Source organism: Mucilaginibacter gynuensis (genome assembly GCF_039541195.1).
GTDB classification, from domain to species: domain Bacteria; phylum Bacteroidota; class Bacteroidia; order Sphingobacteriales; family Sphingobacteriaceae; genus Mucilaginibacter; species Mucilaginibacter gynuensis.
Genome location: NZ_BAABFT010000034.1, coordinates 1 through 15,525, shown reverse-complemented (window position 1 = coordinate 15,525; position 15,525 = coordinate 1). Strand labels below are relative to the sequence as shown.

At 43.8% G+C, this 15,525-nt stretch carries 14 protein-coding genes and 1 tRNA gene; 10 read left to right on the top strand and 5 right to left on the bottom strand.

Annotation, left to right across the window (positions count from 1 at the left end; all coding sequences use genetic code 11):
* Window positions 1-205: 205 nt before the first annotated feature.
* Both ABD894_RS27970 and ABD894_RS27965 read right to left on the bottom strand, forming a co-directional pair.
* Window positions 206-1,594, bottom strand: coding sequence for a HAMP domain-containing sensor histidine kinase (locus ABD894_RS27970; RefSeq protein ID WP_345214409.1), 1,389 nt, complete (start codon window positions 1,592-1,594; stop codon window positions 206-208).
* A gap of 2 nt (window positions 1,595-1,596) precedes the next feature.
* Window positions 1,597-2,277 carry a response regulator transcription factor gene (locus ABD894_RS27965; protein ID WP_345214408.1) on the bottom strand — a complete coding sequence of 227 codons (681 nt, stop codon included), beginning with the start codon at window positions 2,275-2,277 and terminating at the stop codon, window positions 1,597-1,599.
* A 192-nt stretch (window positions 2,278-2,469) separates the two neighbouring features.
* Here ABD894_RS27965 and ABD894_RS27960 point away from each other — a divergent pair, with 192 nt between their 5' ends.
* A complete protein-coding gene (locus tag ABD894_RS27960) occupies window positions 2,470-3,198 on the top strand; it encodes a proteasome-type protease (RefSeq protein ID WP_345214407.1) in 729 nt (242 codons plus the stop codon).
* Window positions 3,199-3,219: 21 nt separating this feature from the next.
* A complete protein-coding gene (locus tag ABD894_RS27955; protein WP_345214406.1) occupies window positions 3,220-4,065 on the top strand; it encodes a transglutaminase-like domain-containing protein in 846 nt (281 codons plus the stop codon).
* A 247-nt stretch (window positions 4,066-4,312) separates the two neighbouring features.
* Here the strand turns inward: ABD894_RS27955 and ABD894_RS27950 are convergent, their stop codons facing one another.
* Entirely contained in the window at window positions 4,313-4,690 is a 378-nt protein-coding gene (locus tag ABD894_RS27950; RefSeq protein ID WP_345214405.1) for a cupin domain-containing protein, read from the bottom strand.
* Between the two features lie 92 nt (window positions 4,691-4,782).
* Here ABD894_RS27950 and ABD894_RS27945 point away from each other — a divergent pair, with 92 nt between their 5' ends.
* Both ABD894_RS27945 and ABD894_RS27940 read left to right on the top strand, forming a co-directional pair.
* Window positions 4,783-5,289 carry a TspO/MBR family protein gene (locus ABD894_RS27945; RefSeq protein WP_345214404.1) on the top strand — a complete coding sequence of 169 codons (507 nt, stop codon included), beginning with the start codon at window positions 4,783-4,785 and terminating at the stop codon, window positions 5,287-5,289.
* Between the two features lie 101 nt (window positions 5,290-5,390).
* Window positions 5,391-5,924: a hypothetical protein gene (locus tag ABD894_RS27940; RefSeq protein WP_345214403.1), complete on the top strand. Its 534-nt coding sequence runs from the start codon at window positions 5,391-5,393 to the stop codon at window positions 5,922-5,924.
* 123 nt (window positions 5,925-6,047) lie between these two features.
* Here ABD894_RS27940 and tamL read toward each other — a convergent pair whose 3' ends face one another.
* Window positions 6,048-8,414: a translocation and assembly module lipoprotein TamL gene (gene tamL, locus ABD894_RS27935; RefSeq protein ID WP_345214402.1), complete on the bottom strand. Its 2,367-nt coding sequence runs from the start codon at window positions 8,412-8,414 to the stop codon at window positions 6,048-6,050.
* On the opposite strand from tamL, the gene ABD894_RS27930 reads away from it, so the two are divergent.
* The 3 genes from ABD894_RS27930 (at window position 8,405) to ABD894_RS27920 (ending at window position 9,482) form a co-directional block, all read left to right on the top strand.
* Window positions 8,405-9,154: a TrmH family RNA methyltransferase gene (locus ABD894_RS27930; RefSeq protein WP_425563012.1), complete on the top strand. Its 750-nt coding sequence runs from the start codon at window positions 8,405-8,407 to the stop codon at window positions 9,152-9,154. The genes tamL and ABD894_RS27930 overlap by 10 nt on opposite strands.
* Before the next feature lie 49 nt (window positions 9,155-9,203).
* Window positions 9,204-9,274 (top strand) — tRNA-Cys (locus ABD894_RS27925).
* Between the two features lie 31 nt (window positions 9,275-9,305).
* Window positions 9,306-9,482 carry a spore protein gene (locus tag ABD894_RS27920; protein WP_345214400.1) on the top strand — a complete coding sequence of 59 codons (177 nt, stop codon included), beginning with the start codon at window positions 9,306-9,308 and terminating at the stop codon, window positions 9,480-9,482.
* A 42-nt stretch (window positions 9,483-9,524) separates the two neighbouring features.
* Here ABD894_RS27920 and ABD894_RS27915 read toward each other — a convergent pair whose 3' ends face one another.
* Window positions 9,525-10,562: a quinone-dependent dihydroorotate dehydrogenase gene (locus ABD894_RS27915; protein WP_345214399.1), complete on the bottom strand. Its 1,038-nt coding sequence runs from the start codon at window positions 10,560-10,562 to the stop codon at window positions 9,525-9,527.
* Window positions 10,563-10,692: 130 nt separating this feature from the next.
* On the opposite strand from ABD894_RS27915, the gene ABD894_RS27910 reads away from it, so the two are divergent.
* The 3 genes from ABD894_RS27910 (at window position 10,693) to ABD894_RS27900 (ending at window position 15,348) form a co-directional block, all read left to right on the top strand.
* Window positions 10,693-11,454 carry an SGNH/GDSL hydrolase family protein gene (locus ABD894_RS27910; RefSeq protein ID WP_345214398.1) on the top strand — a complete coding sequence of 254 codons (762 nt, stop codon included), beginning with the start codon at window positions 10,693-10,695 and terminating at the stop codon, window positions 11,452-11,454.
* Window positions 11,455-11,576: 122 nt separating this feature from the next.
* Window positions 11,577-13,499 (top strand): ABC-F family ATP-binding cassette domain-containing protein, encoded by a 1,923-nt coding sequence (locus ABD894_RS27905; protein WP_345214397.1) that lies wholly within the window; start codon window positions 11,577-11,579, stop codon window positions 13,497-13,499.
* Between the two features lie 595 nt (window positions 13,500-14,094).
* Window positions 14,095-15,348 (top strand): type IX secretion system plug protein, encoded by a 1,254-nt coding sequence (locus tag ABD894_RS27900; protein WP_345214396.1) that lies wholly within the window; start codon window positions 14,095-14,097, stop codon window positions 15,346-15,348.
* Window positions 15,349-15,525 lie beyond the last annotated feature (177 nt).

The following is a 15,525-nucleotide window of genomic DNA, read 5'->3' as shown; positions in this document are numbered from 1 at the left end:
ATTTGGACGGATATTGATAAGTTAATAATAATTGACCTCAACAGCCAATATTGTGCAACAGCCACGAAAAGAAAAAAGTACATCCACTAACGTTCAATAAAGCAGAAACATTCCTAACGAAGAACTAACTAAGTAAGCTGAAAGCTTACACCATGCCAAGTCACGAGTTACGCAATGCTAAACTCGCGACAGCGGTGACAAATTTCTACCTAATAACATTAACCTCATCATCATCCGCAACAACAGGCAGCATGATCCTGATCTCAGTACCCTCGTCTACTTTTGATAATATGGCGATGCTCCCCCTGTGCAGGCGGATGATGTTTAAGGCCAGCGGCAGCCCTACCCCATGCCCTTCGTATTCGCCGGTGTTTGATGCCCTGAAGAAAGGCTCAAAAATATGCTGTACCTCTTCCTGCGGAATACCGATGCCTTCATCTTTCACGCTAAAAATGATATTTCCTTTTTCGGGGATCAGTTTTAGCATCACGGGTTTATTGTCGGAGTATTTGCAGGCGTTTAGCGCGATGTTACTTAAAGCCAGTTTAAGCAGGTTGATGTTACCACGGGTTTTAAGCAGATCGTTATTTTCGGGCAGTGCCGATAGGTCGATCGACAGTTTATTGGCCGGGTTAATATAATCTACCGCTTCCTTGATCAGCCAGATCAGTTCATCGGCACGTATATCTTCCCAGTTCTGTTTTTTACCATCGAACCCGGTTTGCGCCAAACCCAGCAAACTGGTGAGTATATCCTGCAAACTTTGGGTAGCGGCCCATATTTCGTTGTACGTTTTATAATGATCGGCTCCCGGTTCATCCCGGTTTTTGAGTGCGATTTCAACCTCGCCCTTAATTATGGCCAACGGGGTACGCAACTCGTGCGAGGCATTGCTAACAAAGTTGTTCTGTGTTTCAAAGGCCGTTTCCAGCCTGTTCAGCATATCGTTAAAGGTTTGGGTAAGCTCGGCTATCTCGTCCTCCCCTTTTCTATCCTCCAGCCTTAAATGCAAATTACTGGCTGTTATAGATTTCACCCTTTTAATAATACTGCGTACCGGTTTCAGCATTTGGTACGAGAATATTTTACCAATGGCATAAATCACTACAATGGCTATAAAAAAGCCGGTTATCAATATCCTTTGCAGGTTTTCCAGTTCCTTTAATCCATACGGATCTCGGGCCGAAACCACCACAATGATCTGCGCATCGCCGGTACCAAACCGTCGGCCGGCATACAGCGTATTATCTTTTTTAAAACGGGCGGCGGCATTCCGCAGAATATTTCTTACCAGTTTCGGAGGCAGATCCTGCGCTTCCCCTTTAGCATTAATATTTTTGGTTTTGATGATGTACTCATGCTCAGATGGCAACACCTCCAGGTAGCGGCGGCGCACCTCGCGGTACACATCTACACTATCGTTATTGTTAGAGCTATATATTTGCGCGGCAAGGTTAACGCGGGCTTCCAATCGCTTATAAAAATCTTCAAAGGCAAACTCGTGGGCAAAATAAAATATAGCCCCCATCAGCAATACCACAATGGATACAGCCGAGCCTAAAAACAGCAGGGTTACCTTTCTTTGTATCTTCATGTTCAGGCAGCTTCGCTGCGTAATATATAGCCCATGCCTACCACGGTATGTATCAGCTTGAGATCAAAATCGCGGTCAACCTTTTTACGCAAGTAGTTTACATATACATCAACCACATTGGTGCCCATGTTAAAATCTATATTCCACACGTTCTCCAATATTTCAATTCGCGACAGCATACGGTTACGATTCTTCACCAAAAACTCCAGTAAGCGATATTCTGTAGCGGTAAGTTCAATTACCTTATCGCCGCGTTTAACAGCCTTTGAACTGGTGTTGATCTCCAGATCGGCCACGCGCAGGGTATTCGACTCCTGGTAACCGGATTTACGTCTTGTAAGGGTACGTATGCGGGCGTTCAGCTCATCCAGGCTAAAGGGCTTCACCATATAATCATCGGCCCCGCTATCTAAACCTACCACAATATTTTCGGTAGTGCCCAGCGCGGTAAGTATCAGTATTGATGCAGACTGATTGGCATTACGCAGATTTTTACATACTTCAAGACCATTCATACCGGGCAGCATAATATCCAGAATGATCAGGTCAAAATCAGCTTTTATGGCCATGCCCAGCCCCGTTATGCCATCCAGCGCTACGCTGATCTCGTGCCCCTCCGCGGTAAGGTCGCGCTTTATTATGGATACCAATTTTGGCTCGTCTTCTACTAATAATATCTTCATCAATAATGCCGGTGGCTGGTTAAAGTAATGTAAGCTTAAAAACTAAACTACAAAAAAGTTTTAATTTCAATAAAACCATGCGTTTTGACAAAGTTACAAGGCTTTGCTTCTTTTTTACTTTTTAAAACCTATATGTGTTAATTTAAGTATTTTGTGCCCTATTTATTTTTACACTATTGCTCAGTTTACATCATGACATATTGTTTAGGCATTAAAGTAAAAGAAGGCTTGGTTGCCATTGCCGATACACGCATTACATCGGGTACCGATGCCACCATTAAAAAGAAGATAACGATAGAACAAAAAGATCATTTTTCGCTTTTTATCATGACGAGCGGCTTACGATCAGTACGTGATAAGGCTATTGTTTACTTTACTGAGCTGCTGGAAACCAAGGAGTACAATAAGCTTTACAAAGCGGTAAATGCCTTTGGCGAACAGGTAAAGCGCGCGGCCGAAGAAGACAGGGTATCGCTTGAAAAGGCGGGTTTCAGGTTTGATCTTAATACCATAATAGGTGGCCAGCTGAAGGATGACGACGAGCACAAGCTGTTCTTGCTGTATCCCGAAGGTAACTGGGTGGAACTGGGGCAAGGCGCGCCTTACGTGGTGATAGGTAACTCGGGCCATGGCAAGGCTATTATGAACCGTATTTTGAACGAGGATACCAGCATGCGCATTGCCCTTAAAACCGGCTTTCTGTCGTTTGATTCTACAAGGGTGAGTTCAAATAATGTTGACTTCCCAATTGATGTGATTTTGTATAAGAAGGATAGTTTTAAGATAATAGAGCAACGTTACGAGAAAAAGGACCTTGAAAATATATCAACCGAATGGGCCGAGCAACTGAAGAACGCGCTCGACAATATATCGGAAGACTGGATGGACGCGGCATTTAACAAGCTGCCGCAAAATGTATAATTAAAATAGTATATTAACAGTATGAAATTTGATGTATTAGCGGATATGGAGTATACGGCCCAATCACAGGGAACGCTGATACTATGCATACATGCCTTACGAACACCCAACCAAACAGTTATCAACGAAACCTTTACTGTTGAGCCCTATATAAAGGCCGAAGAACTGGTATCGGCAAACGGTGAAAACCGCTTGGTACGCCTCGAAGTGACCGAACCCGGTGAGCTAAAGCTGCAATACCGTGCCACCATTGATAATTGTTACAAGCTGATAGATATGAGCGCGGCCGAAGAAGTACCGATTCATAAGCTATCGCCGGATATATTGCCGTACCTTAACCCGAGCAGGTACTGCCAGTCGGACAAATTGTTTCGCCTGGCGCATAACATGTTTGGGTATATTGAAAGTCCGTTTGAAAAGGTGACCACTCTGGTAAACTGGATCTATAACAATGTGCAGTACCTCAGCGGCTCTACCAATTCGGAAACTTCCGCTTATGATACCGTTACCGAGCAGGCTGGTGTATGCCGCGATTTCGCTCATTTAGGCATTGCCCTGTGCCGCGCCTTAACCATACCTGCACGTTATTTTACCGGTTATGCCTACAAACTGGTCCCGGCCGATTTCCATGCCTGCTTTGAGGCCTACATTGGCGGCGAGTGGATACTATTTGATGCCACCAAGCTGGCCCCGCTTAACAGCCTTATAAAAATAGCTACCGGCCGCGATGCTGCCGACGCCGCTATAGCCAACATATTCGGCGATTTCATTTTTAACTCCATGCGGGTTAGCTGCGAGCTCGCCGATGATAATTACAAACCCTATTATTACACTCCCCGCAAGCAGGAAGGGTTGTCGTATATTTAAGTGTTTTACCTTGAAACTGTCATGCTGAGGAACGAAGCATCTGTTATTGATTATTCCTGCATGATGTGTTAAAAGCTGTCATTCTGAGCATAGCGAAGAATCTTCTTCGCATTACAATTCGCCGACAGATGCTTCGTACCTCAGCATGACAGTTGATGAGTAATACGAGCTCTGCCGGCATTGTCATTTTTTGGCATCCCTGCTGTTCGAAGTCCGGAGATTTTGAGCAGTGATAACATAATCCCCCTTACTTTACCTCTTCTTTCACTTCATCAGGTACAAAATTCAGTTCGGTATCTTTTTCAAAGGCAACATAGGCACGTTTCCAAGGGTCGTCGCCAAGCATGCGCCAGCGGTGGGCGGTGCCGGTGATATCGAGGGCTATCAGTATTTCACCGGGGCGTACAATAAATTTTTCGCCGGGACGGGTCTCAAATTCTAAGGTACCGGTAAGGGTAATTACATATTGTTCAACGGGTGCATTATGCCAATCGTAGGTGGAGTGCGGCGCTGTTTCTTTGAAACGGATGGAAGCCGCGGTATGCAGCATATCTTCGGCAATGGCTCCCTCTATAACATGCGAATGGCCATCATGGCCGGTATACAATTTATAAGCTTTTATCATTAATTTAAATTGAGTTCAGTTTGGCTAAGGTAATCATTACCTTTAAAACCTAAATAATACTACAATCGGCATATAGTCATTTTAACAGATCCATGAGTACTACTACCCCACAATCCTCGCGCGAAATTGAAATTGGCCCGTTGCTAATCAGCATAGCCATCCCACTGGTTCTTGGTGTTATTATCGGCTTTGTATTCACCCGTCCCGAAATACCGGGTTGGTATGCCAGCATTAACAAACCATCCTTTACACCACCATCGTGGGTTTTTGGACCGGTTTGGAGCATCATGTATATACTGATAGGCACTGCAGCCTATTTAGTTTGGCAACGGCGAGATGATAGCCTGCAATTTATCAATACCCGTATGGTTTATGTGATACAATTGCTGTTCAACTTTTCATGGTCGTACATCTTTTTCAAGATGCACCTCATTTTAGGTGGACTCATCATCATTTTCATATTGCTATTCAGCATACTGCTAACCATCAGCATGTTTTATAAATACAATAAAACCGCAGGCAGGTTATTGATACCTTATTTGGTGTGGGTTAGCTTTGCTACGGCTTTAAACCTGGGTGTATTTTTATTGAACAAATAGTTTTTCGCGGCAGCACGTGTGCCTTATTTGAGTTTTAGTGCTTTGCTGCCTTGGCGGTTAAAAAACTCTATCTATCTTTAGTAAAAATTGTACATTTAAAAATGAGAAAGTTTTTACTCCTCCTTTGCCTATACATCACATACAGCTTTACGGCATCAGCCGATACCATCGCTATTGATCATTTTGTAATAAAAGAAAACCCTTTTGCTAAAGATGAAGTGGCCATTATAGCCACCGATACCGCGGGCAACATCCGCGAAAATGTAAGCGGCATATTCACCTTTACGGTTAATGGTTTTCAGGAAGCGTTAAGCTTTGATAAGGGCACGGCTTTTTACAGGCATAAAATTGATAAATCGATGTTTTTGTACAGTAAGCACGAAAACGATAACGGTACCCATTCCATACTCTATTACGTTTACAAACACGATAGCAAGTTAAGCCCATGGCACATCAGCTGGATGTTGTTGTTAGCTATTCCCTGCGCGCTGATATTGCTGGCTTACATGTTCAAACGCTTCATCATTATAGCGGTGATCATATTTGTGATCTTCTTTTACTTTAACCACCACAACGGCCTTAGTATACCTACCTTTTTCGAAAGTATTATTGATGGTTTGAAGGGAATGTTTTAGGGGGGGGAAGTCCGGAAGTTGGAAAGACGGAAAGTCCGAAAGTTTTTTGTGTGTGTGGCGATTCCCACTCACTCACTCACTCAATCAATCACTAATTCACTAATTCAACAACTCACTCATTAATTAGAACGGTAGGCCTACACCAAAGTTGAGCTGCATAAAATTGTAGCTTTCCTGGCTATTGTTGGCTTTGTACGATTCCTTAAACGAGCCCGACCTGAATAGTTCGCCTCCGTGTTTCAACAGCACCCATTGGTCTGACCCGGTAAACTGGGGATCTTTAAATTTGAAGGCCACATCGAAACGGAATACAAAAAAGGTAAGATCGAACCTTAGCCCGGTACCTATACCTATACCTGTTGACGACCATAAGTTACCCAGCTTAAATTCGCCATTAGGGCTTTCATCTTTTTTACCCAGGCGCCAAACGTTACCGAAATCCATAAATACAGCGCCTTTAAGTTTCGAGCCAAAAAAGTTATCAGCAAGGCGGTAGCGGTACTCGGCATTACCAATTATTTTGATCTCACCAAACTGATCAATATACTTTAAACTGGCACGCGCGGTATCGGCATCGGGTCCTACACCATAGCTGGCACGGTTAAACTGCCCCGGTCCGAGGGTACGGGGCAACCATGCACGCATATCATTAGCGCCACCCGCATAAAAATTCTTTTCAAATATGAGCTGGTTACTGTTACCATAAGGCACACCAATACCCGGGTTAATACGGAATACAAACTGATTTTCGCCGCCTGTATTACGGTAGATCCGCAGATCTATCTCCGTTTTGGCATACTGGGCAAACTCATAGCCAAACAAGGTACGCTTGCCAGTGCTGTCGCGCTTGGTATTAAACGCTTTACTCAATGCCGAAAAAGTATTGCCGCCTACATCCACACTTCCCCTAAAGTAAATAAAATCGTTATACGAGTTAAGCTTATTGGCATTCAGCTGATAGGTATACTGGCTACCCGAAGTGAAAATAGTGCGACCAATCAAGTACACATAAGAGTACCTATTTTGCTTAAGCAATTGCAGGCGCGCATCTTCATCTATACGCCCGCGTGAAAACTCAATGGATATTGGGGTAATGGTATGTCTTTTATCGGGTGTTTCAAAAAAATCGTATGTGATAGAGTTAATGAAGCTCTCTCGTGTCACCAATCCCTTTTGATAAAACAACTGGTAGTTACTGGCAAAAGTAGTATGCGGCACACCGTATTTACCTAATATAGGAAAATGAAACGGGGTAATAATACGCGGATAACTCAAACTCACACCCACCTTAAAATCCTGGTTCTCTATATTACCCCTGTTTATAGTATTGGTACCGTTATCAAAAAGGATACTCCAGTTAACTTTAATTTGCAATATAGCAGCGCTCTTAAACATATTGCGGTTAGTAAAAGTATTACCCACGTTATAACCGTAACGACCCTGGTTAAACAGAAACTCGCCCTCAATACGGTTGCTCATTCGTTTCAGCGGCGTTATATCAATTCTGGTATCCAGCCGGTAACTGCTATCGGCAAGTTTGGTATAGGTGGGGTTGGGTACATTTCTGAATACGTTAAGCTCCGAAAGACGGGCCGTAGTCAGCGCCTGGTTATCTACGTTATAAATTTGACCTTTCTTTTGAAAAATATAGTCAGTTACCGAACGTGGTTTGAATTTCTTAGAAAAATCAACAAACCTGAATTGCGAATCAACCTGTATAGTATCCGCTTTACCGGCGATACGGCTGCTACTGCGGCTAATGATTATAAGGGTATTATTTATTTTATAAATAGGATGCTCTATTCTTCCGGCCGGGTTATCTATTACCACCTCCACATCAACAGCGCTTTTGTTAAAGGTTGAATCGTAATTGTAATTGATGTACTGGCGGTAAAAATCGAAATAACCGTTACGCTTCATTACCGTGTACAGCTCGTCGCGGTCATAGGCAAGACTGTCGGTATCAAAGCGGCTTCCCGGTCTGACATGGGCTCTGTCGCGATGGTATTGATCGTACAACGCTTTCACACGCTTATCCTTTATGCTATCGGTAAAGCCCCGTATCTTAAATAGCGGCCCTTGCGTAGCAGTAAATATCAGTTCGGCCTTTTTCTTTTTAATGTGTACGCTATCAATAACGGTAGCTTTCAAATAGCCTTTGTTACGCAAAAACTTTTCTATTTGCATGCGCGAATATTCCACCAAATTACTATCTAACAAGGCCGGCGGTTCGCCAATATTACGTTTACCGTTTTTACTGAAAAGGTAATAAAATTGCAGGTTAAGCCAGTTGTTAGGTTGTTGTTCTTTATCAACATATTTAGGGGCGAGCTCTGAAAATTCTTTATCAACACCCTTAATAGTAATTTTGCGTACAAGGGCCTGATTGTCTTTCAACTTGCGCGTAATGCTGCATCCCGAAGCTATTATGAGCAAAAGAATACTTAATATTGTAAGGCGGAAATTAGCAGTGGTTATATATGCTTTCAAAATCTCAAATCAATTTATTAAAGTCCTTACAACAAAAAAAGTTTCGCCGTGAGCATGGTTTTTTTTTAGTGGAGGGCCACAAATCCATAAATGAGTTCGCTAATTCGCCCTACCAGATCGATACCGTGTACCAAACGTACTCGTCTGACCCAAAGTTGCTGAATTTATCGCAGAAAATAAATTTTCAGCAAATTTCACTCAACGACCTGGAAAAGATAAGCGGCCTGAAAACCCCGCAGGATGCCGTTGCGCTGGTAAAAATACCCGAATGGCCCGGTTTAAATTACGATACACTCAAAAAAAAGTTTTCGCTGGTGCTTGATGGCGTGCAGGACCCCGGCAATATGGGTACTATTATTCGCACTGCCGACTGGTTTGGCATTTACAACGTTATTTGCTCGGAAGATACGGTAGATGTATATAACCCTAAAGTAGTGCAGGCCACCATGGGATCGCTATCGCGGGTTAATGTACACTATACTGATATTGAAAAGCTTATACCAAAAATAGGCTTACCTGTTTACGGCGCCCTGCTCAACGGCCGCAATATTTACAATACTGATTTTGGCAGCGAAGGTTTACTGGTAATGGGCAACGAGGGCAATGGCATACGTCCGGCAATGGAGCGTTTAATCAGCAAAGCCATCACCATACCAAGGCTTGGCGAGGCCGAATCTTTGAACGTAGCGATAGCCACGGCCATCTTTTGTTCAGAAATAAAAAGAAATACATTTAAATAAAAGTTGGCAGTGCTAAAAAATAATCACTACTTTTGCATTCCTTAAAAATGGTCGGGTGGCCGAGTGGCTAGGCAGAGGTCTGCAAAACCTTTTACAGCGGTTCGAATCCGCTCCCGACCTCAAGGTTTAAAAAACATTAAAATAAAGCATCATGGGCGTTACTCGTTTAAAAAGAAAAGATAGAAGAAATAAAACTTTCTCTCGTTTAGAAGTACAATTTTTGAAACTGGCTACTAACATACAACCAGGCAGCCGTTCAGCTGAATCAAAAACCAGCCAGTTAGCTAAAAACAACGAAGTTTTAGCAAAACTTGCTGCTGCAAACTAATTCTCTTTTCTACTAAAGAATTTTAAAAAGATCCTGTTAGCCTTACGCCGACAGGATCTTTTTGTTTATACGCTTTATCAGTCCAGGGCCTTCGTAAATAAAGCCGGTGTAAAGCTGCACCAGCGAAGCGCCGGCCTGTATTTTCTCCAGAGCATCCTCTTCGGAATGTATACCCCCAACCCCAATAATAGGGAAAGACGCGTTTGATTTGGTGTGCAGGTAACTGATCACCTCGGTTGAACGATTAGTTAAAGGCTTACCGCTTAAACCACCCGTTTCTTCTTTATGCGGCGATGTTAGGCCATCCCTGCTGATGGTTGTATTGGTGGCGATAACACCTGCAATACCCGTCTCCTGTACAATTTCCACAATATCGTTCAGTTGGTCATCTGTCAAATCGGGTGCTATTTTGAGCAGTATCGGGCGACTGATGCCATTTTTGGAATTGCGTTGTTGCAGCGTATTCAATATGTGCATCAACGGTTCTTTCTCCTGTAATGCACGTAGTCCGGGAGTATTGGGCGAGCTTACGTTAACCACAAAATAATCAACCACGTCAAATAAACGGTCGAAGCATTTTATGTAATCACTCACGGCATCTTCATTAGGCGTAACCTTATTTTTGCCGATGTTGCCGCCAATGATTATTCCTTTTTGATGAGCGGGCTGATTTTTACGGTAAGCGGCAATACGCTCTGCCACCACATCAACACCCATATTATTAAAACCCATCCGGTTAATCAGCGCGCTATCCGCCGGCAGGCGAAACATACGCGGCTTTGGGTTGCCCGGCTGCGGTAAGGGAGTTACTGTCCCCACCTCGATAAAGCCGAAACCGAGATTGGCCATTTCGCCTATTACCTCGCCATTTTTGTCAAAACCTGCTGCCAAACCTACCGGGTTAATAAACTTTAAACCAAACACAGTACGCTCTAAAAGCGGCTGTTTATAATCCCATATTGAACGGCTAAGCGCCGCACCACCGGGGAATTTATTAAACCGTTTTAGGTTTCTTGTAACAAAGTAGTGAATATTTTCGGGGTCGAACTTAAAAAGCAGTGGTTTTAACAGACTATACATGCTGCAAAGTTATCTTTTTTATAAAGAATTTGTAATTTGCTACGCTAATGTTTAACAACAGCCGCGGTAATTATGCGGCGGGGCATTTTTGAATCGTCACAAACCAACATCAATAAAACCAAACAAACCAATGGATCTGAAAGCTACCAGGCGAACTTTTATTAAAACCGCCGCCACCGGCTCTGTAGCCGCTATAGGCCTGCCATCAATTGTTAATGCCGCTTTCGCGGGCGAAAACTTTAAAAAAACAGGGTTAAAAAAAGATGATATCCTGCTTTTTCAGGGCGACTCTATTACCGACTGGGGCCGCGACCGCAGCAAAACTGCCGCTAACGACGCGCAGGGCCTGGGTACCGGTTATGCTTACTTAACCTCTGCCGAACTGCTGAAAAGCAACCCGGATAAAAACCTGCAAATTTTTAACAAAGGTGTAAGCGGTAATAAGGTTTACGAACTCATTAATCGCTGGAACGATGATTGCATCAACCTTAAACCTACTGTATTAAGCATTATGATAGGTGTGAACGATTTTTGGCATACCGTAAGCTTTGGCTACAAAGGCACATTGGAAGTTTATAAAACCGACTATAAAAAACTGCTCGACCAAACACAGAAAGCATTGCCGGGCATCAGGTTGGTTATTGGCGAACCATTCGCTGTAAAAGGTGTAAAAGCGGTTGACGATAAATGGTACCCAACCTTTAACAGCTACCGCGAAACCGCCCGTGAAATAGCCAACGAATACGGCGCCACATTTATTCCCTACCAAAGCGTGTTCGACAAGGCCCAGGAAAGCGCACCCGGCAGCTACTGGACATCTGACGGCGTACACCCCAGCATTGCAGGCGCAAGCCTCATGAGCCACGCATGGCTTAAAGCTGTGGGAGCTTAGGAAGCTGAAAGGTAAAAGCGAAAAGCTGAAAGCGAAGACCTTTTTGTTTTAAGCTTTTACCTTTCAGCTTTTCGCTTTAAGCATAAAGCTTTAACCTTTAAAAACCGTATCTTTGCGGCCAAATGATCTCTATAAATAATCTTACGTTCGAGATAGGTGCAAGGGCGTTATACGATGAAGCTAACTGGCATATAAAACCGGGCGAAAAAATTGGACTTATCGGCGCTAACGGAACCGGTAAAACTACCCTCCTGAAAATGATTGTAGGCGAATACAAACCTACATCGGGCAGTATATCAATGGCAAAGGACCTTACGTTGGGCTACCTTAACCAAGATCTGCTATCTTACGCATCCGAAAAAAATATTCTGCATGTGGCCATGGAAGCTTTTGAGCGCCAAAACCAACTGCATACCGAAATAGAAAACCTGCTTAAAAAGCTGGAAACCGAATACACCGAAGAACTATTGCACAAGCTTAGCGATAAGCAAAGCGAGTTTGAGGCGCTCGACGGTTATAGCATTGAATACAAAGCACACGAAATTTTAGCGGGTTTAGGTTTCAGCGAAGCCGATACACACCGCCAGTTAAGCACCTTTTCGGGTGGATGGCGCATGCGGGTTATGCTGGCCAAAATACTGTTACAGGCGCCGGATATCCTGTTACTGGATGAGCCTACCAACCACCTTGACTTACCATCTATTCAATGGCTTGAGGATTACCTTAAGGCATTTGACGGCGCGGTGATCATCGTATCGCACGATAGGTGGTTTTTGGATAAGGTGATCAACCGTACGGTTGAGTCGCGCAAGGGTAAGCTTACCGTTTACGCGGGTAACTACTCTTTCTACCTCGAAGAAAAAGCGTTACGCGAAGAGATACAACGCGGCGAGTTTAAAAATCAGCAATCAAAAATACGCCAGGAAGAACGCCTGATCGAACGTTTCCGTGCCAAGGCATCGAAAGCGAAGATGGCGCAGTCACGCATTAAAATGCTCGATAAAATGGAGCGTGTTGATGATGTGGATGATGATAACCCAAGCGTTAACTTTACCTTCCGTTTCTCCAAGCAATCGGGCAGGCATGTGGTTACCCTGGAACACATCACCAAAAAGTATCCGGCTATTGACATTTTAAATGATGCCGAAGCCATTATTGAAAAAGGTGATAAAATAGCCCTGATAGGTGCCAACGGTCGTGGTAAATCAACCCTGCTACGTATTGTAGCCGGAGCCGATACCGACTATATCGGTAAATGCGAAACCGGGCACAACGTTAGCCAAACCTTCTTCGCGCAGCACCAGCTGGAATCGTTACATCTTGAAAACGAGATTCTTCGCGAGCTGCAATCATTCGCCCCAAGGCATACCGAAACGGAACTGCGTTCTATATTAGGTTCGTTCCTATTCACCGGCGATGATGTGTTTAAGAAGATCAAGGTACTGTCGGGTGGTGAAAAATCGCGTGTGGCGCTGGCTAAGGCCTTAACCGCCGATGCTAACTTTTTAGTACTGGATGAGCCTACCAACCACTTGGACATACAATCGGTAAACATATTGATACAGGCCATACAACAGTTTGAAGGTACTGTTATAGTGGTATCGCACGATAGGTATTTCCTGGATAATGTGGCCAACAAAATATGGTTCATCGAAGATCAGAAGATCAAGATTTACCCGGGTACTTACGCCGAGTACGAGGTTTGGAACGCTAAACGCAAAATTGAGCAGAAAGCCGCCCCTGTCGCTCCGCAACCTAAAAAGGAAGAAAAAAAACCTGAACCTGTTAAGCAGCCGCAAAGCGAAAACAAAACGCAGCAGCTAAAAAAGCTTAACCAGGACTTAGCCAAAATGGAACAGCAAATTGCCGAGCTTGAAAAAGCGGCTACCGAGCTGGAAACCAAAATGGCCGACGATAAAATATACACAGATGCCGCTAAGCTGAAAGAAACCAACGCGGCCTACCAGCAAAGGCAAAACGAGGTAAAGGCTCTAAAACAAAAATGGGAAACCCTCGCCGAGCAAATACTGGAACTGGAATCGTAATATTTCTCTGTTAAGGATATTGAGCTTTGACAACCTTTAAAAGGTTGTCAAAGCTTTTTTTATGGATTATACTTTGTGGCTTTCCCTCTTCGCAGGCCCTGAAACAATTGCATAATAAATTGAAAAACAACAATTTATAAATTGTTTATCCAACATCGTCATTGCGAGGAACGAAGCAATCTCTACTTAGGTTAAGCTTGTGATGTAATTAACGTTGATCTGCTCTTGGCCGCAGTGGCCCATTACTTTTGAGCCCAAAAGTAACAAAAGGCTTGTCCAGCAAAAGGCGTCTTTGCCGCACAAGGCCTCTGCGCTACAAAACGTGCAGAACTTGGGGCTGGAACTTTTGCCCTACCGCGCTATTTCCCACCCACATGCAACAAGTTCGCTATGCCCGCCTTTGCGCTCCTACCCACCACAGTTCTGCACGCTTTCGCCCGAAGCTGTTTGCTGACGGTTAGTACACTCATTTAAGCCCCTTGACAACCCTCATCTTCCATCCATAATTTAACCTTTGCGTAAAACAAAGCAATCCTGTAGCTTCGTATACAAGATGGGCCCTTGCAAAAATGCAGGTCACCATTCTGATAAATTTATGAGGAAACTTACAGCTACCATATTATTCCTGTTCATTGTAATTACTGCCTTTGCCCAGCCTTACGATAATATCGATTACCACCACGAAATAAAAAGCATCGAGTGTTATAAAGAAGGCAAACAAGGCTCACTGCCGATGATTAACCTTGGTAGCGACGAAAAGATTGTGATCGGCTTTGACGACCTGAGCGCCCAAACACGCAATTTTTATTACACCCTCGAACATTGCGATGCCAACTGGAATTCATCAAACCTATCCCCTGCCGAATACCTACAAAGCTTTACTGAAGACAGGATACTGAACTACAAATATTCATCGGGCACTTATCGTAAATACATCCATTATGAGGTATCGTTCCCTAACAGTAATATTATACCCAAGTACGCGGGCAATTATATTTTAAAGGTATACGAGGATGGCGATCAGAAGAATATCATCTTTACCCGCCGCATATATGTGCTCAATACCCGCATTAATGTTGGCGCTACCATTGTACCGTCAAACAATGTTGCTACACGGCAAACTAATCAAAAGCTGAACTTTCAGGTTGATTACGGTACGCTCCGGGTGCAAAATCCGGGTACGGATATCCGCGTATTTGTGATGCAGAATGCCCGCAGCGAGATCGGCATTATGAATATGAAGCCAACATATATCCGTGGTTCGCAGCTGATATACAATGATGTAAACATAAATGACATGCCCGGCCGTAACGAGTTCCGCTACTTTGATATGCGTACCCTAAAAGCTGGGGCACCCCACATTGCACACATTACCCGTGATACCGCCAATGTGGTTGAACTGCTTCGCGATGAAAACCGGGCCAATGCCAATTACAGTTTCCAATACGATAACAACGGCAACTTTTACATACTGAACCAGGATGGTGCCGATGCCCGTGTGGATGCCGATTACGCGCACGTATCCTTCAACCTCAATGCCAATAAAACATCGGCAGAAGGATCGGTTTACGTAGTGGGTCGGTTCAATAACTACAGGCTTACCGAAAGCAACAAACTGAATTACGATGCTGCCAGCGGTCGTTTTTTTACTACGCTGTTCCTCAAACAGGGTGTGTATGATTACGAATACATCTGGGTTGATCGTAATAAGAAAGCCGACGACGTACCTTTAGAGGGCAGCCATTACGAAACGGAGAATGATTACCAGTTGCTGGTTTACTATCGTCCGCCGGGCGCGAGATGGGAAGAGTTAGCTGGGTTTCAGCAAGTGAATACGGGGAAGAAGTAGAAACATGCTTTTGGTAGTGCCCTGTTAGGAATGGTAGTGCTATTATCATCGTTAGTGGATGTTCTTTTTTCTTTTCGTGGCTGTTGCACAACTAACACAATGTTGAAAAGACATTAATAATGAAAGGCGAGGTGTTTCTTATCTTGTAATATGCAAGGGAAGAAAAGCCACCAGGAA

Bases quoted from the DNA above. Each gene is read 5' to 3' on its own strand.
- ABD894_RS27970 (WP_345214409.1), bottom strand. From the start codon at position 1,594: ATGAAGATACAAAGAAAGGTAACCCTGCTGTTTTTAGGCTCGGCTGTA.
- ABD894_RS27965 (WP_345214408.1), bottom strand. From the start codon at position 2,277: ATGAAGATATTATTAGTAGAAGACGAGCCAAAATTGGTATCCATAATA.
- ABD894_RS27960 (WP_345214407.1), top strand. From the start codon at position 2,470: ATGACATATTGTTTAGGCATTAAAGTAAAAGAAGGCTTGGTTGCCATT.
- ABD894_RS27955 (WP_345214406.1), top strand. From the start codon at position 3,220: ATGAAATTTGATGTATTAGCGGATATGGAGTATACGGCCCAATCACAG.
- ABD894_RS27950 (WP_345214405.1), bottom strand. From the start codon at position 4,690: ATGATAAAAGCTTATAAATTGTATACCGGCCATGATGGCCATTCGCAT.
- ABD894_RS27945 (WP_345214404.1), top strand. From the start codon at position 4,783: ATGAGTACTACTACCCCACAATCCTCGCGCGAAATTGAAATTGGCCCG.
- ABD894_RS27940 (WP_345214403.1), top strand. From the start codon at position 5,391: ATGAGAAAGTTTTTACTCCTCCTTTGCCTATACATCACATACAGCTTT.
- ABD894_RS27930 (WP_425563012.1), top strand. From the start codon at position 8,405: ATGCTTTCAAAATCTCAAATCAATTTATTAAAGTCCTTACAACAAAAA.
- ABD894_RS27920 (WP_345214400.1), top strand. From the start codon at position 9,306: ATGGGCGTTACTCGTTTAAAAAGAAAAGATAGAAGAAATAAAACTTTC.
- ABD894_RS27915 (WP_345214399.1), bottom strand. From the start codon at position 10,562: ATGTATAGTCTGTTAAAACCACTGCTTTTTAAGTTCGACCCCGAAAAT.
- ABD894_RS27910 (WP_345214398.1), top strand. From the start codon at position 10,693: ATGGATCTGAAAGCTACCAGGCGAACTTTTATTAAAACCGCCGCCACC.
- ABD894_RS27905 (WP_345214397.1), top strand. From the start codon at position 11,577: ATGATCTCTATAAATAATCTTACGTTCGAGATAGGTGCAAGGGCGTTA.
- ABD894_RS27900 (WP_345214396.1), top strand. From the start codon at position 14,095: ATGAGGAAACTTACAGCTACCATATTATTCCTGTTCATTGTAATTACT.